General features: G+C 65.1%; 21 protein-coding genes. 6 read left to right on the top strand and 15 right to left on the bottom strand.

Features of this window, described 5'->3' with window-relative positions; all coding sequences use genetic code 11:
- Positions 1-127: 127 nt before the first annotated feature.
- From fsa to NTA49_RS13400, 4 genes are all read left to right on the top strand, one after another.
- The gene (fsa, locus tag NTA49_RS13415) at positions 128-781 is read left to right on the top strand and encodes a fructose-6-phosphate aldolase (RefSeq protein ID WP_258295307.1); all 654 of its coding nucleotides are present in this window, start codon (positions 128-130) and stop codon (positions 779-781) included.
- A 198-nt stretch (positions 782-979) separates the two neighbouring features.
- Positions 980-1,687, top strand: a complete 708-nt coding sequence (locus tag NTA49_RS13410; RefSeq protein ID WP_258295306.1) for a DUF484 family protein — start codon at positions 980-982, stop codon at positions 1,685-1,687.
- Positions 1,684-2,604, top strand: a complete 921-nt coding sequence (locus NTA49_RS13405) for a tyrosine recombinase XerC (RefSeq protein ID WP_258295305.1) — start codon at positions 1,684-1,686, stop codon at positions 2,602-2,604. The genes NTA49_RS13410 and NTA49_RS13405 overlap by 4 nt, the downstream gene beginning before the upstream one ends.
- A 92-nt stretch (positions 2,605-2,696) precedes the next feature.
- Positions 2,697-3,392 carry a CDP-alcohol phosphatidyltransferase family protein gene (locus tag NTA49_RS13400; RefSeq protein ID WP_258295304.1) on the top strand — a complete coding sequence of 232 codons (696 nt, stop codon included), beginning with the start codon at positions 2,697-2,699 and terminating at the stop codon, positions 3,390-3,392.
- 5 nt (positions 3,393-3,397) lie between these two features.
- Here NTA49_RS13400 and NTA49_RS13395 read toward each other — a convergent pair whose 3' ends face one another.
- From NTA49_RS13395 to NTA49_RS13370, 6 genes are all read right to left on the bottom strand, one after another.
- Entirely contained in the window at positions 3,398-3,853 is a 456-nt protein-coding gene (locus NTA49_RS13395) for a methylated-DNA--[protein]-cysteine S-methyltransferase (protein WP_258295303.1), read from the bottom strand.
- 135 nt (positions 3,854-3,988) lie between these two features.
- A complete protein-coding gene (gene ileS / locus NTA49_RS13390) occupies positions 3,989-6,892 on the bottom strand; it encodes an isoleucine--tRNA ligase (protein WP_258295302.1) in 2,904 nt (967 codons plus the stop codon).
- Between the two features lie 238 nt (positions 6,893-7,130).
- The gene (locus tag NTA49_RS13385; RefSeq protein WP_258295301.1) at positions 7,131-9,821 is read right to left on the bottom strand and encodes a DUF2339 domain-containing protein; all 2,691 of its coding nucleotides are present in this window, start codon (positions 9,819-9,821) and stop codon (positions 7,131-7,133) included.
- Positions 9,822-9,912: 91 nt separating this feature from the next.
- Complete coding sequence (locus tag NTA49_RS13380; RefSeq protein WP_261368325.1) at positions 9,913-10,908, bottom strand: YcjF family protein; 996 nt, start codon at positions 10,906-10,908, stop codon at positions 9,913-9,915.
- On the bottom strand, positions 10,908-11,363 hold the full coding sequence (locus tag NTA49_RS13375) for a GNAT family N-acetyltransferase (RefSeq protein ID WP_258295299.1): 456 nt from the start codon (positions 11,361-11,363) through the stop codon (positions 10,908-10,910). Before NTA49_RS13375 ends, NTA49_RS13380 begins: the two co-directional genes overlap by 1 nt.
- Positions 11,360-12,766, bottom strand: coding sequence for a YcjX family GTP-binding protein (locus NTA49_RS13370; RefSeq protein WP_258295298.1), 1,407 nt, complete (start codon positions 12,764-12,766; stop codon positions 11,360-11,362). Before NTA49_RS13370 ends, NTA49_RS13375 begins: the two co-directional genes overlap by 4 nt.
- A gap of 132 nt (positions 12,767-12,898) precedes the next feature.
- Between NTA49_RS13370 and truA the strand changes: the two genes are divergently transcribed.
- The gene (gene truA / locus NTA49_RS13365; protein ID WP_258295297.1) at positions 12,899-13,669 is read left to right on the top strand and encodes a tRNA pseudouridine(38-40) synthase TruA; all 771 of its coding nucleotides are present in this window, start codon (positions 12,899-12,901) and stop codon (positions 13,667-13,669) included.
- Between the two features lie 69 nt (positions 13,670-13,738).
- Here truA and NTA49_RS13360 read toward each other — a convergent pair whose 3' ends face one another.
- The 6 genes from NTA49_RS13360 to NTA49_RS13335 form a co-directional block, all read right to left on the bottom strand.
- Positions 13,739-14,329 carry an NYN domain-containing protein gene (locus NTA49_RS13360; protein ID WP_258295296.1) on the bottom strand — a complete coding sequence of 197 codons (591 nt, stop codon included), beginning with the start codon at positions 14,327-14,329 and terminating at the stop codon, positions 13,739-13,741.
- Positions 14,330-14,374: 45 nt separating this feature from the next.
- Positions 14,375-14,731, bottom strand: a complete 357-nt coding sequence (locus NTA49_RS13355; protein WP_258295295.1) for a DoxX family protein — start codon at positions 14,729-14,731, stop codon at positions 14,375-14,377.
- Positions 14,728-15,204: a peptide-methionine (R)-S-oxide reductase MsrB gene (gene msrB, locus NTA49_RS13350; protein WP_258295294.1), complete on the bottom strand. Its 477-nt coding sequence runs from the start codon at positions 15,202-15,204 to the stop codon at positions 14,728-14,730. Before msrB ends, NTA49_RS13355 begins: the two co-directional genes overlap by 4 nt.
- Before the next feature lie 109 nt (positions 15,205-15,313).
- Positions 15,314-15,865 (bottom strand): fasciclin domain-containing protein, encoded by a 552-nt coding sequence (locus tag NTA49_RS13345; protein WP_258295293.1) that lies wholly within the window; start codon positions 15,863-15,865, stop codon positions 15,314-15,316.
- A gap of 136 nt (positions 15,866-16,001) precedes the next feature.
- Positions 16,002-16,694, bottom strand: a complete 693-nt coding sequence (locus NTA49_RS13340; RefSeq protein WP_258295292.1) for an anti-sigma factor — start codon at positions 16,692-16,694, stop codon at positions 16,002-16,004.
- Entirely contained in the window at positions 16,687-17,229 is a 543-nt protein-coding gene (locus NTA49_RS13335) for a sigma-70 family RNA polymerase sigma factor (RefSeq protein ID WP_258295291.1), read from the bottom strand. The genes NTA49_RS13340 and NTA49_RS13335 overlap by 8 nt, the downstream gene beginning before the upstream one ends.
- 237 nt (positions 17,230-17,466) lie before the next feature.
- Between NTA49_RS13335 and NTA49_RS13330 the strand changes: the two genes are divergently transcribed.
- The gene (locus NTA49_RS13330; RefSeq protein WP_258295290.1) at positions 17,467-17,931 is read left to right on the top strand and encodes a MarR family winged helix-turn-helix transcriptional regulator; all 465 of its coding nucleotides are present in this window, start codon (positions 17,467-17,469) and stop codon (positions 17,929-17,931) included.
- A 39-nt stretch (positions 17,932-17,970) separates the two neighbouring features.
- Here NTA49_RS13330 and hutU read toward each other — a convergent pair whose 3' ends face one another.
- Genes hutU through hutI form a run of 3 tightly spaced genes read right to left on the bottom strand, consistent with a single transcriptional unit; the run spans position 17,971 to position 22,422 of the window.
- Complete coding sequence (hutU, locus tag NTA49_RS13325) at positions 17,971-19,641, bottom strand: urocanate hydratase (protein WP_258295289.1); 1,671 nt, start codon at positions 19,639-19,641, stop codon at positions 17,971-17,973.
- Between the two features lie 34 nt (positions 19,642-19,675).
- Positions 19,676-21,232, bottom strand: a complete 1,557-nt coding sequence (gene hutH / locus NTA49_RS13320) for a histidine ammonia-lyase (RefSeq protein WP_258295288.1) — start codon at positions 21,230-21,232, stop codon at positions 19,676-19,678.
- Positions 21,229-22,422: an imidazolonepropionase gene (hutI, locus tag NTA49_RS13315; RefSeq protein WP_258295287.1), complete on the bottom strand. Its 1,194-nt coding sequence runs from the start codon at positions 22,420-22,422 to the stop codon at positions 21,229-21,231. The genes hutH and hutI overlap by 4 nt, the downstream gene beginning before the upstream one ends.
- Positions 22,423-22,497 lie beyond the last annotated feature (75 nt).

Genomic DNA, 22,497 nt, shown 5'->3' with positions numbered 1-22,497 from the left:
TCTGGCCTCGGCAATTGTGGGTTTCAGCGGGTGTTCAGTTGGGGTACATGCAAACACAAAGCAAGACCATCGCCAACTGATCGCGCGTGGCCTTGTGATTGCGCTAACAGCCACTGGAGCCACCGACATGAAATTCTTCGTAGACACAGCCGATATCGACGCCATTGCCGAACTGAACGATCTGGGCATGGTCGACGGTGTGACGACAAACCCCTCGCTGATCCTGAAATCGGGACGCGACATTCTCGAAGTGACCAAGGAAATCTGCGATCTGGTTTCGGGTCCGGTCAGCGCCGAAGTGGTGTCGCTGGACGCCGACGCGATGATCGCCGAAGGCCGCAAGCTGGCCGAGATTGCCGAGAACATCGCCGTCAAGCTGCCGCTGACCTGGGACGGCCTGAAAGCGTGCAAGGTGCTGTCGGGCGAAGGCAAGATGGTCAACGTGACACTGTGCTTTTCCGCCAACCAGGCGCTGCTGGCGGCCAAGGCGGGTGCGACATTCATCAGCCCCTTCATCGGGCGTCTGGACGACATCAACATCGACGGCATGGACCTGATCGAGGACATCCGCACGATCTATGACAACTACGGGTTCGAGACCAACATCCTCGCGGCCTCGATCCGCACCGTCGCCCATGTGCAGGATTGCGCGCGCATCGGTGCCGACGTGATGACCGCGCCCCCCGAAGTGATCAAGAAATTGGCGGCGCACCCGCTGACCAACGCGGGCCTCGACCAGTTCATGAAAGACTGGGCGAAGACAGGCCAGAAAATCCTGTAAGCCCGCCGCCTTGCGCTGCCGCCGCCCGGTATTCGTCGGGCGACGCAATTGTGTGCGGCGCAGGCCACCGCGCCGGTTTGAGCGGGAAATCACCCGCGCTGCACACAGTCCGCGCCGAAACCATTGATTTTCTCCAAAAAGGGGCAGATTTCATCGCCCGTGCGTGTTACGGTTCCCAAAATAAAAAATGAGCAGCAGATGACCAGCAGCCCGAAAATCGACGACGCCCTGCGCGAGGCGATCATTTCGCGTCCCGACGTGATCCTTGACGACAAGGACATGATGCATGCCCTGATCGCCGCGAACGAACGCAGCATGGGCGGCAACATCGTCGATCTGCGCGGCATCGCGATGGAGCGGCTCGAATCGCGGCTGGACCGGCTGGAAGACACCCACCGCAGCGTGATCGCCGCCGCCTACGAGAATCTCGCGGGCACCAATCAGGTGCACCGCGCGATCCTGCGGATGCTGGACCCGATCGAATTCGAGACCTTCCTGCGCGATCTGGGCGGCGAAGTGGCCGAGATCCTGCGCGTGGATGCGGTGAAACTGGTGCTTGAAAGCGTCCAGAATGACAAGGACCCGGCTGTGCAGCGTCTGGGCGATGTGCTCAGCGTGGCGGAACCGGGCTTTATCGACAGCTATCTCAGCCAGGGGCGCGGAGGCCCCGTGCGTCAGGTCACCCTGCGTCAGGTGCAGGACGGCAACGCCGAGATTTACGGCAGCAATTGCGACTGGATCAGGTCCGAAGCCTGCCTGAAGCTGAACTTTGGCGCGGGCCGCCTGCCCGGTCTGCTGGTGATGGGGGCGGAAGATCCGCATATGTTCGGCCCGCAACAGGGCACCGACCTGCTGACATTCTTTACCGGCGTGTTCGAGCGCACCATGCGCCGCTGGCTGTCATGAGCCTGATTTCTCCGGCAGCACGTGACGCGCTGGAGACATGGCTGGACCACCAGCGCGCCCTGAAAGGCGCCGCCGCCAACACGATCACCGCCTATGCGGGCGATCTGGGCGAGTTTCTGGCCTTTATCAGCAATCACAAAGGCGCGCCGCAGGGTCTGGGCGCGCTGTCCCATATCACGGTCAGCGACATGCGCGCATGGATGGCGCACACCAGATCGGCGGATGTCGGCCCCCGGTCGCTGGCGCGCAAGCTGAGCGCGGTCAAGTCGTTCTATCGCTGGCTCGCCGCCCGCGAAGGGTTCGAGCCGACTGCCGTGCTTTCCACCCGCGCGCCGAAATACACCCGCAAGCTGCCGCGCCCGCTGGCGGTGGATGCGGCCCGCGACATGGTCGAGACCATCGGGATGCAATCCACGACCCCATGGGTGGGACTGCGCGACATCGCGGTTCTGACGCTGCTTTGGGGGTGCGGTCTGCGCATATCCGAAGCGCTGAGCCTGCGTGGCCGTGACGTGCCGCTGCCGCAGGTCATGCGGATCACCGGCAAGGGCGGCAAGGAACGCATCGTGCCCGTTGTCGGCGCAGCGCAGCAGGCGGTGGACGCCTATGTCGCCGCCTGCCCGCACATCCTGCAGGACGACCAACCGCTGTTTCGCGCCGTGCGCGGCGGTGCGCTGGCCCCGCGTGCCATCCAGAAGGCGATGGAATCAGCGCGGATGCAGCTGGGCCTGCCCGCCACGGCGACACCGCACGCGATGCGTCACAGCTTTGCCACGCACCTGCTGAACGCGGGTGGCGATCTGCGCAGCATCCAGGAACTGCTGGGCCATGCCTCGCTGTCGACCACGCAGGCCTATACCGCCGTCGACACCGCGCGGCTGATGGATGTCTACAACAGCGCCCACCCAAAGGCCTGAGTCCCGGCGGCTGTGCGGGCTGATCCGCCGATCTGGCCGGATGGCTCGATTTCCTTTTGCATCCATGCCGCCGATGGGCCATCAACGGGCATATGAATCGCCACGCAAAAGCTCTTTCCGTTCATCTGCTGACCGCCACGGGTGCAGTCTTTGCGATGCTGGCCATGCTGGCCGCTGTCGAGGCCAAGTGGGACATGATGTTCCTGTGGCTGGTGGTGGCCTTTGCCGTCGATGGCGTCGATGGCCCGCTGGCGCGCAAATACGATGTGGGGACCAACGCGCCTGAATTCGACGGTGTGCTTCTGGATCTGATCATCGACTATCTGACGTATGTGTTCATCCCGGCCTTCGCGCTCTTTGCCTCGGGGCTGATGGACGGCTGGACCGGCTGGGTCGCGATCATCCTGATCACATTCGCCTCGGCGCTCTATTTCGCCGACACGCGGATGAAGACCAAGGACAATTCGTTCTCGGGCTTTCCCGGCTGCTGGAACATGCTGGTTCTGGTGATCTTCGCGACCGAGCCGAACTTCTGGGTGTCGCTGGCGCTGGTGACCGTGCTGACCGTCGCGATGTTCCTGCCGCTGAAATTCATCCACCCCGTGCGCACCGAGCGTTGGCGCAAGGTCAGCCTGCCCATCGCGCTGGCCTGGACGCTGTTCGCGGGCTGGGCGGCTTGGGTAAACTTTCACCCCGACACGTGGGCGGTCTACGGGCTGGCGATCACCTCGATCTACCTGACCTTTGCAGGCATCGCGCAGCAGGCGATCTACGGTCCCGACGGCTGATCCCACTAGATCAGGAAGCCGCCCGCGCCCTCGTGGCGCAGCAGCGCGACCTTGGTCTCGACCCCGCCCGCCCCTGAAAATCCGGTCAGACCCTTGGCGCCCATGACGCGGTGACAGGGGATGATCACAGGCACCGGATTGCCACCGCAAGCCTGCCCCACCGCCTGCGCCGACGCGCCCACCTCCTTGGCGATCTCACCGTAGGTGCGGGTAAAGCCGAAAGGTATCGCCTGCATCGCCGCACAGACCGCACGCTGCAAATCGGACCCTGCCACGCGCAGCGGCAGGTCGAACCACTCCAGTTCGCCCGCATCATAGGCGCGCAGTTGCTTCGCCGCCGCGCGCAGCAAGTCGGTGTCATCCGCGCGCCCCGATGCCTGCCACGACAACGCCGTGATCGCGCCATCGTCCTCGGTCAGGCACAGGGTGCCGAACTGGGTGGAAACATCATGCAGGTTCATCGCAGCACCATGCGCCCGGCGCCGCGATCTCTCAAGTCCGAAACCTGCGCATTCCGCCGGCTACCCAGACACTGAAACGCAAACGGCCCGCCCCGTTTCAGGAGCGGGCCGCGAAGCTTTCGGAGCTTTGATGCCTCAGCTCAGCGCGTCTTCGCAGCGGCCACAGACACCGGGGTGCGCGTGCGTGCCCACATCCGGCAAGACCTTCCAGCAGCGCTGGCATTTCTGCCCTGCGGCCTTTTCAAACACCACGCCCACGCCCGAAACTTCGGGCATGCGGAACGCCTCGGCGGGTGCGGCGTCAGCGGTGATCGCGATGTCCGAGGTGATGCACAGATCCTCGAAGGCCACCGATTGCAGGGCCGCGCGCAGGGCGTCGTCCTCGACATGGACCACGGGGGCCGCTTCCAGCGAGGCACCGATCACCTTGTCGGTGCGCTGCACTTCCAGCGCTGCGGTCACCGCGCGGCGGGCAGCACGGACACCGGCCCACTTTGCGGCCAGCGCATCGTTGCGCCAATCCGCAGGCGTCGCAGGGAAATCCGCCAAATGCACCGAACTGCCCGCGTCCGGGTTCCGCTCCAGCCAGACCTCTTCCATGGTGAACACCAGGATAGGGGCCAGCCATGTGGTCAACCGCTGGAACAGCAGATCCAGCACGGTGCGCGCGGCCCGACGGCGCAGCGTGTCGCCATCGCAATAGAGCACATCCTTGCGCACATCGAAGTAGAACGCCGACAGTTCCAGCGTGGCAAAGTTGAACACCGCCTGCCAGACGCCCTGAAAATCGAACGCGGCATAGCGCGTGCGCACGACATCATCCAGTTCGGCCAGACGGTGCAGCACCCACTGTTCCAGCTCGGGCATGTCCGCGGCCTCGGTCCGGTCGCTTTCGGTGAAATCCGACAGCGACCCCAGCATGAACCGCATGGTGTTGCGCAAACGGCGATAGCTGTCGGCCACCCCTTTCAGGATCTCCGGCCCGATCCGCTGGTCGGCGGTATAATCGGCCTGTGCCACCCACAGACGCAGGATATCGGCACCGTACTGGCGCACCACCTCGTCGGGCACGATGGTGTTGCCGATGGATTTCGACATTTTCATGCCCTTGGCATCCAGCGTGAACCCGTGCGTGACCACGTTGCGATAAGGCGCGCGGCCCGTGGTGCCGACAGATTGCAACAGCGAAGAGTGGAACCAGCCGCGGTGCTGGTCGGTGCCCTCCATGTAGACATCGGCGATGCCGTCCTCGGAGCCGTCCGCGCGGTCGCGCAGGGTGAATGCGTGGGTCGACCCGCTATCGAACCACACGTCCAGAATGTCGGTCACCTGATTGTAGTCGTCGGGGTTCACGATCCCGCCCAGGAACCGCTCTTTCGCGCCGTCGGCATACCACACGTCCGCGCCGTCCGCCTCGAAGGCTTCGACGATGCGCGCGTTCACGTCCGCATTGCGCAGCAGGAAATCGGCGTCGGTCGGCAGCGCGCCCTTTTTGGTAAAGCAGGTCAGCGGCACGCCCCACGCCCGTTGGCGCGACAGCACCCAGTCGGGGCGCGCCTCCATCATCGAATGCAGACGGTTGCGGCCCGATTTCGGCGTCCAGTTGACGTTGTCGATCTCGGTCAGCGCACGCTCGCGGATGGTCTTGCCGAATGTGTCCAGCCCGTCGCCCACGGGCTTGTCGATGGCGGCAAACCACTGCGGCGTGTTGCGGTAGATCACCGGCGCCTTGGACCGCCAGGAATGCGGATAGCTGTGCTTGATCTTGCCGCGCGCCAACAGGCCGCCGACCGAGGCCAGCTTCTCGATGATGGCGGCGTTGGCGTTGCCTTCCTTGCCGTTGGGCTTCAGAATTGCCTTGCCGCCGAAGAACGGCAGATCGTCGCGGAAACGCCCGTCTTCCATGACGTTATAGGTGATCACCTGCTCCAGCATGCCCAGATCACGGTAAAGTTCGTATTCCTCCAACCCGTGCGACGGGGCGCAGTGCACAAAGCCGGTGCCCTCGGTGTCGGTGACGAAATCGGCATCACGGAAGTCGCGCAGGTCGTCCCATTCGCCACCTGCGCCTTCGGCGTCTTTCAGCGGATGCTCGAGGCTGGCCTTGGCCAATTCATCCTGCGCAACGTCGCGCACGCGGGTGTACATGCCTTCTTCAAGCCGCGCGCGGGTCATCACATCGGCGGCCAGCGCATCGCTCAGCACAAAACGCTCGCCCACGTCGGCCCAGCATTCCTCGGGCGTACCGGTCACTTCGTAGAGACCATAGGAAATACCCGCGCCGTAAACCACAGCCTTGTTACTGGGCATGGTCCACGGCGTCGTGGTCCAGATCACAACCTTGGCGCCGTCCAGATCACCGCCGGTGCCGACCACCTGAAACTTCACCCAAACCGTAAAGCTCTCCTTGTCGTGATACTCGACCTCGGCCTCGGCCAGCGCGGTCTTCTCGACCGGCGACCACATCACGGGCTTGGACCCCTGGTACAGCGTGCCGTTCATCAGGAACTTCATGAACTCCTCGGCGATCACCCGCTCGGCGTGGAAATCCATCGTCAGGTACGGGTTTTCCCAATTGCCGGTGATGCCCAGCCGCTTGAACTCGTCGCGCTGGATGTCGACCCAGCCGCGCGCGAAATCGCGGCACTCGCCGCGGAATTCGTTGATCGGCACCTGATCCTTGTCGCGGCCCTTCTTGCGGTACTGCTCTTCGATCTTCCATTCGATCGGCAGGCCATGGCAGTCCCAGCCGGGGATATAGCGCGCATCAAAGCCCATCATCTGATGGCTGCGCACGATCATGTCCTTGATCGTCTTGTTCAGCGCGTGGCCGATGTGCAGGTGCCCGTTGGCATAGGGCGGTCCGTCGTGCAGCGTGAAGGGCGTGCGCCCCTCTTTCTCGCGCAGGCGGTCATAGACACCGATCTCTTCCCAGCGCGCCAGCCATTCGGGTTCGCGCTTGGGCAGGCCCGCGCGCATCGGAAACTCGGTGCGGGGCAGGTTCAGTGTGTCTTTGTATTCAGGCGTATCGGCGCACATGTCGGGCGTCCTTCGGGTCAGATCGGAGATAATGGGAATGTGAGGGTCGGTGCGATGGCTCGAACACCTGTTGCCCGGCGTCTCAAGGGGTCAGAGCGCCGGGGAAATAATTCGAATAATGGGCGCGCAGTGCATCCTCATGCCCGCCTTATAATCAGCGGGGGATAGCCCGACAAGTCCCCTTCTTTTGGCCCTAAATATCCCGGGGGGAAGGCCGCAGGCCGGGGGCAGCGCCCCCCTACTCCCTCGCATCGACGGGTGCCGCCGTCTTGCCCTGCGCCCAGCGGTTCAGCCACGCCAGCCCCGCCAGCGACAGGCCCAGCACCAAGAGCGAGAACACCCGCACCAAACCACCCAGACCCGAGATGTCGATCAAAAACACCTTGGCCACCGCCAGCCCGATCACCACCAGCCCCGCGCGCCGCATCAGCGCCGATCCCGCAGCCATCGACTGATAGAACAGCACGGCCCCGGTCAGCAGCAGCGCCACGGTATAGGAATAAAGCTCGCCCTGCCCCATGCCCCGGCTCAACTCCATCGCCTCGGAACCTTGCCAGAAATGCCGGATCACACAGAACAGCCACAGCACACCCAGCGCGCCCGCCAGCACCGCCATCGCCAGCCGCAGCAGCCGTGGCAAAGTGCCGATCCGCCACACACCCAAGGCCAGAACCAGCGCCGGTGCCAGATAGGCAGGCATCAGCGTGTTGATCACCGGCGGCCCCGCCACCTCCGCGAACCACGAACTCAGCAGCGGCGATACCAGGATCACCCCCAGCGCCAGTGCGCCCAGCCCGAACAGCGCAAAAACCGCGCCCAAGGCAGCCCGCCCCCAGCGCAGCGCGCGCCGCCCGGCCATCCGCTGCACCTGCGCCAGCGCCAGCGCAAACCAGATCGACGCAAACAGCCCCATCGCCCAATGCGACCCGACGCTGTCCTCGTCCAGCACATATGCAATCGTGCGGTAGACCAGCAGCGTCAGCAAGATGCCCCCGAACGACCATGCGGCACTGTCCAGCATCAGCACCGCCTCGTCGCGCCGCCCCTGCGCCACGCGCGGACGCAGCAGCCACAGCCCCGCGACCATCGCGGCAAAGGCGCTGCCATAGGCCAGCAGCATCTCGAACAGCGCCACGTTCACCGCCCAGATCAGCCCCGGATCGGCCACCAGCCGGTATCCCAACGTCGCCACGCCCGCAGCCACGAACCAGCCCATATGCGGCAGATCAAACCGCCTGTCCAGCCATGCGGCGACCACCACCGTCACCGCAATCGCCGCCGTCAGCGCCGCCAGCGACAGGATCAGCACCAGCGCAAAGGTGATGCACGACAGCGCCGACAGCACAAAAAATGCAGTCCTCAGGCGATGTTCGCTTCCGTCCACGCGGGCAAAGCGTTCGGCCAGCACGCCCATCATCACCGCCAGTGCTGCGGCGTGCAGCGCCCAAGGGTACGCTCCGATGGCTTGCGTGGGTTGCCACGTCACCTCGATCAGCACCGCAAGCCCTGGCGCAATCACCGCCGCCGCTGCGGCCCACAGCGGGGCAAACGCACCACCGCGCATCGACCGCCACGCGGTCAGCAGAGACAGCACGGCGCCCACGGCCACAAGCCCGCTGACCGCCAGCGGAAAATCGGCATCGGGCGCGTCGGTATAGGTGTTCAGATAGTCCGAGACGACCTGCGCGTGGTCCAACCCGATCAGCGCCACCGCCGCTCCCAGGCCCGCAACAGGCAGCAGCGTCTGGTCCTGCAGCGCCGGTGCCTCCACCGACCAACAGGCCCATGCGGCAGCCAGCCCCGACAGCGCCAGCACCGACAGCCAGAATTCGGACACGCCGCCATGCGCGATCATCACCAGTGACACCACGGTCACGCCCAGCGCCCCAGCAGCCAGCAGCGTCGGAAAGTTCGGGCGCGCGCCCTTGCGGATTTCATGGACCTGAACACCGCTGTGATCGGGCATCAGCGACCGCGCCGGGATCAGCAGCGCCATCAGCGCCATCGCGGTGACATAGACCACGAAAGCTCCAATCGTCTGATCCGCGCCGACGACCAGCAACCAGCCCGCGACATAGGCCAGAACCACACTCAGGACCGACACCCAGGCCCAGCGTTTCAGCGTGTCGATGCCCAGCCCAAATGCTGATATGATCGCGAAATAACCATAGAATATCGTTGGATCGTCCGACGACCCGCCGACCACAAAGGGCGCCGCAAAGGCACCGATCACGCCGACCGCTGCCAGCAGCGGGCCATAGAACCAGCCCAGCACCAGCGCAATCAGCGCGACCAGCACCATGCCGACCAGCGCCGCTTCGGGGCCGATGAGATCGTAGAGCAGCCGCGCCGACAGCACGCCGCCGAACAGCGACACGATGCCTGCACCGGAAAAGACCGAGGGCAGATAGGCGGTGGCCGCGTCCTCGTCATCGCCAAAGCGGCGGCGGATGTATTCGCCCGCGCCGATCAGCGCGACGCCAAAGGCCAGCGCCGCTGCAACCCGTGCTGCGGGCGGCAACAGGCCGTTCTCGACGCCGTATTGCACCAAAAAAAGCCCCGCCAAAGCCAGCGACAGGGCTGACACGGCATAGAACCAGTTTTGCACGAGCCATGCGCTCAGCCGCTGCATCCAGTCCGACGCTTGCGAGGGCGGGCGAGGTGTCGAAGATGGGGAAACAGCCGCATCGCGCGCCGCGATCACCGCAGCCGCCGGTGGTGGTGGCGGTGGCGTCGCAAGTTTTGAGGGTTTCGGCGCAGGCAAAGCCGCTTCGCTCGGTCCCGCAGGCCCCGACAAACGCAGCGCCGTCAGTTCCTTTTCAACCTCGGCAAGGCGGGCTTTCACGCCGCTGTGGCTGATCAGAAGATAGATCACCGCCACCGGGATCGCCAAGACGACCCCTCCGATCACGACCAGAAGACCTTCCATGTCCGCCCTGCCCTTACCTTTTATTCAAAGCGCACGTTAACGCTTTGGCAGGACCGGGCAAAGCACGGAAATCCTTACCCGTGAACGATATTCAGGCGCCCTTGGACCCGAAGAGCCCCGTCAGGCTACGCTGTACGATGCCACGGCTGGTCGGACGCTTGCCCGGCGGAAACGGCAGCGGGCGGCAGACCTCCATCGCGGCGACGCCGACGCGGGCGGTCAATGCGCCGTTGACCAGCCCCTCGCCGAAGCGGCGCGAGAGTTTGCCCAGAAGCGATCCGCCCAGCACGGGCTCAAGCATGTCGTCGCCCACCGCAACGGCACCCGTCGCCACCAGATGCGACATCACCGCGCGCGTCAGCCGCCAGCTGCCGAAAAAGCCCGAGCGCCCGCCATAGACATCCGCCACCCGGCGGATCATCCGCAAATTGGCGCTGAGCGCGGTCGCGACATCGGCCAGCGCCAGCGGCACAAGTGCTGTCACGGCGGCGACCTGCCGGGCCGCGGCCTCGACCTCGCGCGATGCGGCCACGTCCAGCGGGGCCAGCAGTTCGGCATCGGCCAGCGTCAGCAGGGCGGCAGCGTCCATCTGGTCGCCGCGCAGTTCCTCAAGCCGGTCACGGCCCCAGCGGGTGTCCTCGCGCCCCGCATAAAGCGTGACCAGCCGGTCGGTGACCCTGCGCGCCGCAGCGAGGTCCACAGCCTCGAGCGCCGTAGCCGCCTGATGGCGCAGATCGTCGATGCGGGTCAGTCGCGCCAGTGCAGCCAGCTCGCGCACAGCCATCATCAGCAGCGTGAACACGAACAGCGCGAACAGCCCTGTCACGATCCAGCCGACGACGGGTGCGCGGTCGATCAACCCGGTGGCAAAGTCCCAGGAGGCAATCGTCACCACCGCACCGATCAGCGTGGTCGTCACCCACCAGAACAGGCGCACCAGCTTGGAAGGGCGGCGCGCGGCCACCCGTGCGACGGCCTGCATGGCCCGGCCCTGAGGCACCAGCGCCTCTTGCGCGTCGGGCACCGGCGGCGCGTCAGCGACTGACGGGGTTTCGGTAAGATCAATCAGAACCGGACCCTTGGCCATCACGGTGCCTCCCTGCTTGCGTGCCATTCGTATCGGATGTCGGGCAGGCCCGCGTCATTGTCCGCGCCGTTGCTGCGTTCGACGGGGCGGAACCCGGCCCGCTCGTAAAACCGGTTGGCGCTTGTGTTGCGCGCATAGGACCACAGGCCCAGCCGATTGCAGCGACGCTTGGCGTGGGTCAGAAGTGCGGTGCCCGCCGCACGGTTCTGCGCCTCTGGCGCGACATAGAGCCCTTGGATCTCCGTGCCGTCCAGCGCCAGAAACCCAACCACGCCCGCATCGGTGCGTGCGGTCGTCACCCAGCCTGCGTCGATCATGTCGGCGGCGAACATCACCTCTTCGGCGCGGCTGTGGACACGCGGCAGCCAGTCGGTTGCGTCCACATGCGCGCCGATGATCGCGCCCACAGTTCCGGCGTCGAGCGGTCGGGCGGGGCAAAGCTGCACCGCGCTCACAGCTTGTCCCCGAACAGGAACTGCGCGGCACGGTCCAACCGGATGTGCGGCGGCCCGTCGCCGGGGCGCAAGGTCAGCGTGGCGGGAGCAAAGCGCATCACCTGATAGTCGCCCGCCAGCCAGTTCTGCCCGCGCTGCGGGTTCAGCAGATGCGAGGGATCGCTCGGCAGATGGCCCGGAAAGAACGCCGCCTGCTTGCCGGTATCCAGCAACCTGCCCTGCACCATGCCCAGCGTCTCGCCCTCGTGGGGCATGTCGGTCTCAGTCGTCGCACGCAGCGACGCGATGGCCAGCGCCTGCGCGTCCGCACCGGCAAAACGCGCCCGGTCCGTGGCGTCGCGTACCAGCGCCTGCATGATCGCGGTCAGTTGCGCGTGCTGGCCGTGATGCAGGTGGTCGGCCTTTGTCGCCGCGAAAAGGATCTTTTCGACCCGTCGACCCATCAGCAACCGCGTCAGGAACGCATTGCGACCGGGGCGGAAGGCCTGCAGGATCTCGGTCAACGCACCGCGCAGGTCTTCGAGCGCGGCGGGGCCGTTGTGGATGGACCCCAAGGCATCGACCAGCACCACCTGACGGTCGATGCGGGCGAAGTGATCGCGAAAGAACGGTTTCACCACCTGCGATTTATACGCCTCGTACCGGCGGTCCATCTCGCGCCGCAGCGAGCCGCGCGGCGTATCGCCTGCGGGCAATGGCGCGAAGGTCAGCACCGGGGAGCCCGCCAGATCGCCGGGCAGCAGGAACCGGCCCGGCGCGCAATCGGAATAGCCCGCGCGCCGCGCATCCTGCAGGTAGGCCGCGAAGGTCGCGGCCAGGTCCTGCGCCAATGGCTCGTCAAGCTTGGTTGCACCATCGACCAGCGCGACCTTGGCGCGAAAGGCTGCGGCCTCTTCGCGGTTTTCTATCGCCTTCAGGGTGGCGGCGGACCACTCGGCATAGCTCTTGTCCATCAGCGTCAGGTCCAGCAGCCATTCGCCGGGATAATCGACGATGTCCAGATGCACCGTGCGCGGACCTTTTATGCCCGCAAGCAGCCCCTTGGGACGCACGCGCAGGCTGACCCGCAGCTCGGAGATGTGGCGCGTGCTTTCGGGCCAATGGGCCGGGTCGGCGGTCAGCGCGCCCAGATGGCTTTCGTAGTCGAAGCGCGGGATCGTGTCGTCGGGCTGCGGCTGCAGGAACGCGGCCTCGATCCGCCCCTCGGAGGCGGCCAGAAGATGCGGCATCCGGCCCCGGTCCAGCAGGTTGGCCACCAGCGAGGTGATGAACACTGTCTTGCCCGAGCGCGCAAGGCCGGTCACGCCAAGACGCACGACCGGCTCGAACAGCGTCTCGGATACCGTGTCCTGCACCGTCTCGACGCCGCGCAGGATGTTGTCGGCGATTGCTGATATGACCACTCGTGGCACCTTCTTTACTCTTCGGCAGCCTTTGCGGCTGCCACTCTTCTGTCAAACTCGGCCTGTTGCAGACAACATAGGCAGTCCAGCGCAGGCTTGCCAGTGGGCCCGCGTGGCGCTAGGGCATGCGCCATGCCCCGTTATGCTCTGAAAGTCGAATATCATGGCGCGCCATTCGTCGGATGGCAGCGGCAGCCCGACCATCCGTCGGTTCAGGGTGCCATCGAAGCGGCGCTGGCCAGGCTTGAGCCGCGCGGCCACACCATCGCCGCTGCCGGGCGCACCGATGCGGGCGTACATGCGCTGGCACAGGTGGCACATTGCGACATGGCGCGCGACTGGGACCCGTTCCGCCTGTCCGAGGCGATCAATTATCACCTCAAGCCCTTGCCGGTTGCGATCGTCGATTGCGCCGAGGTGGCCGACGACTGGCACGCGCGGTTTTCGGCGCTTGAGAGGCACTACAAGTTTCGTCTGCTGATGCGGCGCGCGCCTGCCACGCACCTTGAAGGATTGGTGTGGCGGGTGAACCGCGAACTGGACTTGGATGCGATGCGCGAGGGCGCGGCACATCTGCTGGGTCTGCAAGATTTCACCACCTTCCGGTCGTCGATCTGTCAGGCAGAAAGCCCGGTCAAGACGCTGGACGCGCTGGATATCACAGGGATCGAGACGGATTGGGGGCCGGAGGTGCATTTCGACGTGCGAGCCCGGTCGTTCCTGCACAATCAGGTGCGCAGTTTTGTCGGCACTCTGGAGCGTGTGGGCAGCGGCGGCTGGGCACCGGATGACGTGCGCCGCGCGCTTGAGGCCCGAGACCGCGCGGCCTGCGGGCCGGTATGCCCACCGCAGGGGTTGTATCTGGCGGGGGTGCAATATCCCGACGATCCGTTCGCGGGTTAGGCCGGTACGGGGGGCGCTGCTCCCGGCGCTTTCGCGCCTCCCCCGGAGTTTATCTGGCAAGATGAAGGATCAGGCCTGCGGCTTTGGCAGGTCGAGCCAGAGCGGACCCTTGGCATAGCCACCGCGGATCAGGTGGCCGGGTTTGCGCGCCTCCGGATAGGTCTTGAGCCAGTCGCGGTAGCGGTCGTTGGTGACGATGCGCGCGCCCTGATCGCGGGCGGCCTGCAGGATCAGCGGATCGGCGGGGGTGCCCTTGTCCACGACCAACACGTGACTTTCGGGCAGGTTCAGAGCCTTGGCAAAGTCCGCGTGGTGCCAGTAGCGCCCCTGCAGCAGGTGGCCCGCATTTGCGTCGAAGATGACAGCGGGCGTCAGGCCATGCGCGCGCAGTGTCGCGATGACGTCGCGCACCGGGGCGAGGTCGGGGGCCTGGGTTTTCCAGTACATGACGTTGGAGCCGTCGAGGATGACGGGCGGACCGGCGGGCTGGGCATCGGACGCGGCTTCCGGCGCTTTGTGCCGCAGGGCGCGCAACAGCAGGATGGCTGCGGCCACCGCCATCGGCACAGCCAGAAGCAGCAGATCGGACCAGCCGGGCACGATCAAGGCGGCGGCTACGCCCAGACATGAGATCAACAGGAGGATGAGAGGCGCGCGCATGGTGCAGTCTTAGCGTCGCATCAAGTTCCCGCCAAGGCTGTAAGTTCAATCCGCGTCGGGGTGGCTGGCAAGGACCAGAAGGCCCCCCGCAATCGCCCAGTTCTTGACGAAGATGCTGATCTGCCAGGGATCGTCTGGAATGAAATGAAAGGCCGATGTCACCACGCAGTAGGCGGCCAGCACCAGTGCCATCAGGCTGACACGCCTGCCGAACCAGAGCGCGAAGGCACCGGCAGTGCAGAACGCCATCGCGGGCCAGACCAGCAGCGCAGGCAGGCCCGCGCCGCGCAGCAGGTCCATCGCGGGCACAGGGTTCACGAGTTTCTGCACCGCCCCGGCTGCAAAAAACGCGCCCAGAAGGGCGCGTCCCAGACGCAGTGACCAGAGGCGATACCCGGTCACGCCATTTCGGGCGTGAACGTCAGGCTGACGCCGTTCAGGCAATGACGTTTGCCGGTGGGCTCGGGGCCGTCGTCAAAGATGTGACCCAAGTGGCTGCCACAGCGGCTGCAATGGCATTCGGTGCGCACGTAGAACAGCAGCTTGCGGTCCTCTTTCGTGCCGATTGCACCGGGCAGGTTGTCGTAGAAGCTGGGCCAGCCCGTGCCGCTCTTGAACTTGGTGCTGGCATCGTAGAGCGCCTGATCGCAGCCCTTGCAATGGAACACGCCGGGGCGTGTCTCGTCGTTGAGCGGGCTGGTAAAGGCGCGCTCGGTCTCTTCCTCGCGCATCACGGCGAATTCGGTGTCGGTCAGCATCGCGCGCCATTCGGCCTCGGTGCGGGTGACTTCGAAGCTGTCATCGGTGGTCGCGGCAAAGCCCGGACGGGTCATGGCGATTGCGGCGGCGGAAGCGATAAAATTTCTGCGTAGCATGATATGATCCTTTCCCTACACATGTAGGTATTGAATGGGACCCTGTCAAAAGTGGGTTGGCCGCTTGCCTCGAGGGACGCACGGCCAACCCGTCGGAAATTACGCGTACTTACTTCGGAACCAAAACCGCATCGACGACGTGAATCACGCCATTCGACTGGTCGACGTCCGCAATCGTTACTCTTCCGACATTCCCGTTTTCGTCATAGATATAGACATTGCTGCCCTTGACCTGAGCCGAGATCGCATCGCCCGACAGGGTCTCCATGTGGTAAAAGCCATCGCTGGAGCGCTTGGCCATCCGCACGATGTTGTCTGCCGACAGATCGCCCGCGACCACGTGGGCCGTCAGAACCTTGGTCAGCATGTCCTTGTTTTCCGGCATCAGCAGCGTGTCGACCGTGCCCTCGGGCAGCTTGGCGAAACCTGCGTTGGTGGGCGCAAAGACGGTGAAGGGGCCCGCACCCTGCAGGGCATCGACCAGGCCTGCGGCCTTGACGGCGGCGACGAGCGTGGTGTGATCGGCAGAGTTCACGGCATTTTCGATAATGTTCTTGTCTTCGAACATCGGCGCGCCGCCGACGTCGGGGTTTGCGGCAAAGGCGGATGTGGCCAGTACGGTGCCAAGTGCGAGGGCTGTCAGTGTCTTGATCGGTGTCATATCTTCAATCCTTCCAAAGTTGGTGCAGCGGCGTGTCCCCCCTGCTTGACCTGAGCCACGCAAAAACGCCGCGTGAAGTTTCACGCGGCGTTCATTTTTTCCGAAATATTTTCGATGGCCCTGTGCGGGCGGGATACTACAGCGCCTGTTCCACCGCAGCGGCCGCCAGAACCGCACCCGTGGGCGCGCCGGTGGGCGAGCCGCCGACCGGTTCGTCGGAGAGCGCCAGCGTCAAGCTGCCCGCGATGGCGCGCAACTCCTCTGGCAGGGTCAGCTGCCATTCGCCGTCCAGCGGCAGCACGCCCAGCGACACAGGGGCCGCATCGGGTGCAATCGCCCAAAGCTCGGTGACGCGGCCTGCGGGCGGGGCCGCAGTGCTGCTGCGCACAAGGTTCAGCAAGCCGGTGTCGGGTGCCAGCGTCGCGGTCAGCACAAAGCTGCGCTGTTCAGGCGTCAGTTGGGCAGTATAGACGGGACCGGGTGGTTGCAGACGATCCGGCACCACCACGATCAAGGCGATCACAGCGACAGTCGCAGCCCCCAGTCCAATCCACAAGGGGCGCCACCAGCGCCGTGCGCCTGCGCGCTGCTCCGCCCCGAACACGCGGTCCATCAGGGCACGGCGCGCGGCGGCAGAGGGTTGCACCGGGGCCAGATCGTCGGTCAGCGCCGACAGATCGCGCTGCCAGGCCACGACCTCGGCTGCAAAATCCGCATCGGTCCGCATCCGGCGCGCGGCGCTCTCGGCCTCGTCTTGCGACAGCAGGCTCAGGGCATATTCGGCGGCCAGTGCGCGGTCTTCTTCTCCAAGGGTGTCTCTATCAGCCATCGGACATACACTCGCGCAGCGCGATCAGACCACGGCGCAGCCAGGTGCGCATCGTGTTCAGCGGCTGTTTGAATTCAGTGGCCAGTTCGGCATAGCTGCGTCCGTCCAGATAGGCACCGCGCACGGCGGCGGCGCGGTCGGGGGGCAGTTCGTCCATGCAGCCCGACAGGCGGCGTGCCGAGGATGCGGCCACGACCAGCGCTTCGGGTCCGGGATCGGGCGACGCAAGCGCAAGCGCCGGATCATCGACGTCCGACGTGAACTTGCGTTTGCGCAAACGGTCGATCGCGGTGTTCCGCGCGATCGTGATCAGCCAGGTCATCGGGCTGTGGCCCGTGGTCTGATACCGTCCGGCATGCGTCCAGATTTTGATATAAGCGTCCTGCATTGCATCCTCTGCTGAGGCTTTGTTGGACAAGACACGCAGGCACACGGCCAGAAGTTTCGCAGAGGTGGCATCGAACAGAGCTTCGAACGCTGCACGGTCGCGCAAGGCACAGCGGGATATCATATCTTCCAGATCGGAATGCTCCATGCGCCATACATGCCACAGCCATCCGGCGTTTCAACAGTTAATCTTGATTGCACGTGCGAAATCAATGGAACCGGACGCGCGACGCATTGCGGGATTCAGAAACATGGGAACCTCCCGCACCACCGGAAGTTGACAAGTCAAACCAATCGGCATCTTAATGATGCAACCCCATTTTACCCCCTCAGGTTGTGCGCCACGCGGGTGCCGCCTGAGCGAACCGCCGGAATTTGCGCGCCAATGAAAGACGACGAACAGATCATATCCCAATTCGATTTGCGTCAGTATCTGACCTATCGTTTGTCCAAGCTGCAAAATGCGCTGAACGCACAGGCCGCGCAGGTACTGTCGGCGCACAGCGACATCACCCTGACCGAATGGCGCGTCCTGTTCATCCTGCGCAGCATGTCCACCGCCACGATGAGCATGATCGTGCAGGAAAGCCGTCTGGACAAGGCGCAGATCAGCCGGTCGATCAAGGCGCTGGTGGAAAAGGGCTATATCGCCTCGGTGCAGGATGAAAGCGATCAGCGGCGCCAGTTGCTCAGCGCGACCGAAGCGGGGCGCGCGCTGAAGGAAAAGGTACTGCCGATCATGATGCGCCGCCAGCAGGCGCTGACCGACGGGATGCCGCGCGCCGAGCTTGAGACCTTCTTCAAGGTGCTGGATCAGCTGGAAACGGTGGCCTTGCGCCGCGATTTCTGAGCGCTTTCAAGGCGGGGGCTGTCCCCCGCCACTCTTCCATCAGCTCTTGAGGATACCGGGCAGGTTCAGCCCGTTCTCGCGCGCGCAGTCCAGCGCGATGTCATAGCCTGCATCCGCATGGCGCATCACACCCGTCGCAGGATCGTTCCACAGCACGTTGGCAATGCGGCGGTCGGCGTCCTCTGACCCGTCGCAGCAGATCACCATGCCCGAGTGCTGGGAAAAGCCCATGCCGACCCCGCCGCCGTGGTGCAGCGACACCCATGTGGCCCCGCTGGCCACGTTCAGCATCGCATTGAGCAGCGGCCAGTCGCTGACCGCGTCCGACCCGTCCTTCATCGCCTCGGTCTCGCGGTTGGGGGACGCGACGGAGCCTGAATCGAGGTGGTCGCGGCCAATGACGACAGGTGCCGACAACTCTCCGGTGCGGACCATTTCATTGAACGCCAGCCCCAGCTTGTCGCGCAGGCCCAGGCCCACCCAGCAGATGCGCGCAGGCAGCCCCTGAAACGAGATCCGCGCGCGTGCCATGTCCAGCCAGTTGTGCAGATGCGGATCGTCGATCAGCTCCTTCACCTTGGCGTCGGTCCTGTAGATGTCCTCGGGATCGCCCGACAGCGCCGCCCAACGGAACGGGCCGATGCCACGACAGAACAGCGGGCGGATATAGGCAGGCACAAATCCGGGAAAGGCAAAGGCATTCTCCAGCCCCTCTTCCTGTGCGACCTGCCGGATGTTGTTGCCGTAATCCAGCGTCGGCACGCCCGCGTTCCAGAAATCGACCATGGCGGCGACGTGATTTTTCATCGACGCGCGGGCGGCTTTCTCGACGCCCTTGGGGTCGGTTTCCTGCTTGGCACGCCATTCGGCCACGCTCCAGCCCTGCGGCAGATAGCCATGCACGGGGTCATGGGCCGATGTCTGGTCGGTTACCATGTCGGGGCGCACGCCGCGCGCGACCAGTTCGGCAAAGATATCGGCGGCGTTGCCAATCAGCCCCACGCTTTTCGCCTCACCCGCCTTGGTCCAGGTCTCGATCATCTCAAGCGCGCGGTCCAGCGTGTGCGCCTTTTCGTCGACATAGCGCGTGCGCAGGCGAAAATCGACGCGGGTCTCGTCGCATTCCACCGCCAGACAGCACGCCCCCGCCATCACCGCCGCAAGCGGCTGCGCGCCGCCCATACCACCAAGGCCCCCGGTCAAAATCCAGCGCCCTTTCAGATCGCCATCATAGTGCTGGCGTCCCGCCTCCATGAAGGTCTCGTAGGTGCCCTGCACGATGCCTTGGGTCCCGATATAGATCCAGGACCCGGCGGTCATCTGGCCGTACATCGCCAGGCCCTTTTTATCCAACTCGTTGAAATGGTCCCAATTGGCCCAATGCGGCACCAGGTTCGAATTGGCGATCAGCACCCGCGGCGCATCCTTGTGGGTCTGGAACACGCCCACCGGTTTGCCCGATTGCACCAGCAGCGTCTGGTTGTCTTCCAGCTCTTTCAGCGCGGCGACGATGGCGTCGAAATCCTCCCAGGTGCGGGCGGCACGACCGATGCCGCCGTACACCACCAGCTCATGCGGGTTCTCGGCCACGTCGGGGTGCAGGTTGTTCATCAGCATCCGCATCGGTGCCTCGGTCAGCCAGCTTTTGGCGGTGATCGTGGTGCCGGTGTCGGGATAGACGTCGCGAAGGTTGTGGCGCGGATTGGTCATGATGTGCCTTTCGACTGCTGTATATGGATGGAAGTCACGCAAGTTCGCCGCGCACAAAGCCGGGAAGGTCGGCAGTCTCGATCAACTGACCGTCCCGGATCAATGCCGCCGCGGCCTCCAAGCTGGGGGCCATGTAGCGGTCCTCGACCACCTCCGGCACCGACCGGCGCAGGGTGGCGATGACCGATTGCAACGTCGCACTGGTCTGCAGCGGCGCGCGAAAGCCGATGCCCTGCGCGCCGCAGATCGCCTCGACGCCCAGGATCACGTTCAGGTTGGTGTTCATCCGCGCCAGCCTGCGCGCGGCATGGGCGGCCATGCTGACGTGATCCTCCTGATTGGCAGAGGTCGGCGTGCTGTCGGTGGTGCAGGGATTGGCCAGATGCTTGTTCTCGCTCATCAGGGCGGCGGTGGTGACTTCGGCGATCATCAGGCCCGAGTTCAGGCCCGGATCGGGGGTCAGGAACGGCGGCAGATCGAAACTGAGGTTCGGATCGACCATCAACGCCACGCGGCGCTGCGCGATCGCGCCCATCTCGGATATCGCCACGGCGATCTGGTCGGCGGCAAAGCCCACGGGTTCGGCATGAAAATTCCCGCCCGAGACGATCATCCCGCCCTCTGGGTGTGTATCATCGACCAGCACCAGCGGGTTGTCCGTCACCGCGTTCGCCTCGATCTCAAGCGTGCGCGCGGCGGCGTGCAGCAGGTCCATCGCGGCCCCTGTCACTTGCGGCTGGCAGCGAATGCAATACGGGTCCTGCACACGGGTGTCGCCATCGCGGTGGCTTTCGCGGATCTGCGAGCCTTCCATGAGGGCGCGCTGCGCACGGGCGACGGCGATCTGGCCCGCGTGACCGCGCAGAGTGTGAATCGCATCTTCCAGCGGTGCCGTGCTGCCCATGATCGCATCGGTGCTGAGCGCGCAGGTGACGACGCTGGCCGCCGCATTGGCCCAGGCGCCCCACAACCCCACCAGCGCGCAGGCGGTGGAAAACTGCGTGCCGTTGATCAGCGCCAACCCTTCTTTCGGCCCCAGCGTGATCGGCTGCAAGCCTGCGGCACGCAGCGCGTCGCCACCTGCCATGCGGATGCCCTGATGGATCGCCTCGCCCTCGCCGATCATCACGGCGGCCATATGTGCCAGCGGCGCCAGATCGCCCGACGCCCCGACCGAGCCTTGGTCGGGGATCACCGGCATCACGCCCTGCGCCAGCATGCCTTCGATCAGCGCGACGGTGGACCACACCACGCCCGACGCCCCGCGCCCCAGCGACAGCAGTTTCAGCACCATCATCAGCCGCGTCGTGGCCTCGTCCAGCGGCGTGCCCACGCCACAGCAATGCGACAGGATCAGGTTGCGCTGCAACCGCGCGGTGTCCTTCGCGGCGATCTTGACCGAGGCAAGCTTGCCAAAGCCGGTGTTCACGCCGTACACCGCCGCCTCGCCCGCTGCCGCCTTGGCGACCAGCGCCGCCGCCGCCTCGACGCGCGGACGGGCATCGGGCGTCAATTCCGCCGCAGGACCATGCGCCCAGATGTGGTGCAGGGTCGACAGGGATGTCGTGCCGGGTGTCAGGGTAACGATCACGGGGTTCCTCCGAAAATGCGGGTGTGCAGGGGGTTAAAGCCGATGCGATAGGCAAGCTCGGCAGGCTCGGTCACGTCCCAGACCGCAAGATCGGCACGCATGTCAGGGGCGATGCGGCCCTGATCCGCCAAGCCCAGTGCCAGCGCCGCGTTGCGGGTCAGCCCGGCAAGCGCCTCTGCGGGGGTCAATCGGAACAGAGTGCAGGCCATGTTCAGCGCCAGCAGGGGCGAGGCCAGCGGCGACGAACCGGGGTTGCAATCGGTGGCGATGGCCATCGGCACGCCCGCTGCGCGGAAGGCCGCGACGGGCGGCATCTGCGTCTCGCGCAGGGTGTAGAACGCACCGGGCAGCAAAACCGCGACGCTGCCCGCCTGCCCCAACGCCTGCGCGTCGGCATCGTTGGCGTATTCCACGTGATCAGCGCTGAGCGCAGCGTAACGCGCGGCCAACTGCGTGCCGCCGATGTTCGACAGTTGCTCGGCATGCAGCTTGACCGGCAGGCCCAGCGCACGGGCCGCATCGAACACCAGCGCGATCTGCGTGGTGTCAAAGGCGATGCCTTCGCAGAACCCGTCCACCGCATCGACCAGCCCCTCGGCATGGGCGGCGTGCAGGGTCGGGATGCAGACCTGGTCAAGATAGCCGTCCGCATCGCCCGCAAACTCGGGCGGCACGGCATGTGCGCCAAGATAGCTGGTGCGCACGGTCACCGGGCGCATGTCCGCGATCCGGCGCGCCACGCGCAACATCTTCAGCTCTGTCTCGCGATCGAGACCATAGCCGGACTTGATTTCAATCGTCGCGACCCCTTCAGCGATCATCGCATCGACACGCGTCAGCGCATCGCGCAGCAAGGCATCAGGCGTGGCATCACGCGTGGCCCGCACCGTCGAGACAATCCCACCGCCGCTGCGCGCGATCTGCTCATAGGTCGCGCCTTCCAGCCGCTGTTCAAACTCGCCCGCGCGATTTCCGCCAAACACCAGATGGGTGTGGCAGTCGATCAGCGCAGGGGTCACCAACCGCCCACCCAGATCGGTCGCGTCCTGCGCGGCATGTGCGGCAGGCAGGTCTGCCATCGCTCCGACCCAAACGATCCGGTCGCCTTGCACGACAATCGCGCCGTCGTCGATCAGGCCATAGCCGTCCGGCGTGGCCATGGTGGCGATACGGGCATTGGTCAAAAGCATTGGTACGACTCACCTTGGTTTATGTACATCTTTACAATTATTATGTCTGCACATAATATTCTGTCAAGCACGGGC

Origin of the sequence: Pseudosulfitobacter koreensis, assembly GCF_024733015.1 — a bacterium.
In the GTDB taxonomy this organism is placed as follows: Bacteria; Pseudomonadota; Alphaproteobacteria; order Rhodobacterales; family Rhodobacteraceae; genus Pseudosulfitobacter; species Pseudosulfitobacter koreensis.
This window is presented reverse-complemented; position numbering and strand designations above follow the sequence as displayed.

Bases quoted from the DNA above. Each gene is read 5' to 3' on its own strand.
- fsa (WP_258295307.1), top strand. From the start codon at position 128: ATGAAATTCTTCGTAGACACAGCCGATATCGACGCCATTGCCGAACTG.
- NTA49_RS13410 (WP_258295306.1), top strand. From the start codon at position 980: ATGACCAGCAGCCCGAAAATCGACGACGCCCTGCGCGAGGCGATCATT.
- NTA49_RS13405 (WP_258295305.1), top strand. From the start codon at position 1,684: ATGAGCCTGATTTCTCCGGCAGCACGTGACGCGCTGGAGACATGGCTG.
- NTA49_RS13400 (WP_258295304.1), top strand. From the start codon at position 2,697: ATGAATCGCCACGCAAAAGCTCTTTCCGTTCATCTGCTGACCGCCACG.
- NTA49_RS13395 (WP_258295303.1), bottom strand. From the start codon at position 3,853: ATGAACCTGCATGATGTTTCCACCCAGTTCGGCACCCTGTGCCTGACC.
- ileS (WP_258295302.1), bottom strand. From the start codon at position 6,892: ATGTGCGCCGATACGCCTGAATACAAAGACACACTGAACCTGCCCCGC.
- NTA49_RS13385 (WP_258295301.1), bottom strand. From the start codon at position 9,821: ATGGAAGGTCTTCTGGTCGTGATCGGAGGGGTCGTCTTGGCGATCCCG.
- NTA49_RS13380 (WP_261368325.1), bottom strand. From the start codon at position 10,908: ATGGCCAAGGGTCCGGTTCTGATTGATCTTACCGAAACCCCGTCAGTC.
- truA (WP_258295297.1), top strand. From the start codon at position 12,899: ATGCCCCGTTATGCTCTGAAAGTCGAATATCATGGCGCGCCATTCGTC.
- NTA49_RS13360 (WP_258295296.1), bottom strand. From the start codon at position 14,329: ATGCGCGCGCCTCTCATCCTCCTGTTGATCTCATGTCTGGGCGTAGCC.
- msrB (WP_258295294.1), bottom strand. From the start codon at position 15,204: ATGCTACGCAGAAATTTTATCGCTTCCGCCGCCGCAATCGCCATGACC.
- NTA49_RS13345 (WP_258295293.1), bottom strand. From the start codon at position 15,865: ATGACACCGATCAAGACACTGACAGCCCTCGCACTTGGCACCGTACTG.
- NTA49_RS13340 (WP_258295292.1), bottom strand. From the start codon at position 16,694: ATGGCTGATAGAGACACCCTTGGAGAAGAAGACCGCGCACTGGCCGCC.
- NTA49_RS13335 (WP_258295291.1), bottom strand. From the start codon at position 17,229: ATGGAGCATTCCGATCTGGAAGATATGATATCCCGCTGTGCCTTGCGC.
- NTA49_RS13330 (WP_258295290.1), top strand. From the start codon at position 17,467: ATGAAAGACGACGAACAGATCATATCCCAATTCGATTTGCGTCAGTAT.
- hutU (WP_258295289.1), bottom strand. From the start codon at position 19,641: ATGACCAATCCGCGCCACAACCTTCGCGACGTCTATCCCGACACCGGC.
- hutI (WP_258295287.1), bottom strand. From the start codon at position 22,422: ATGCTTTTGACCAATGCCCGTATCGCCACCATGGCCACGCCGGACGGC.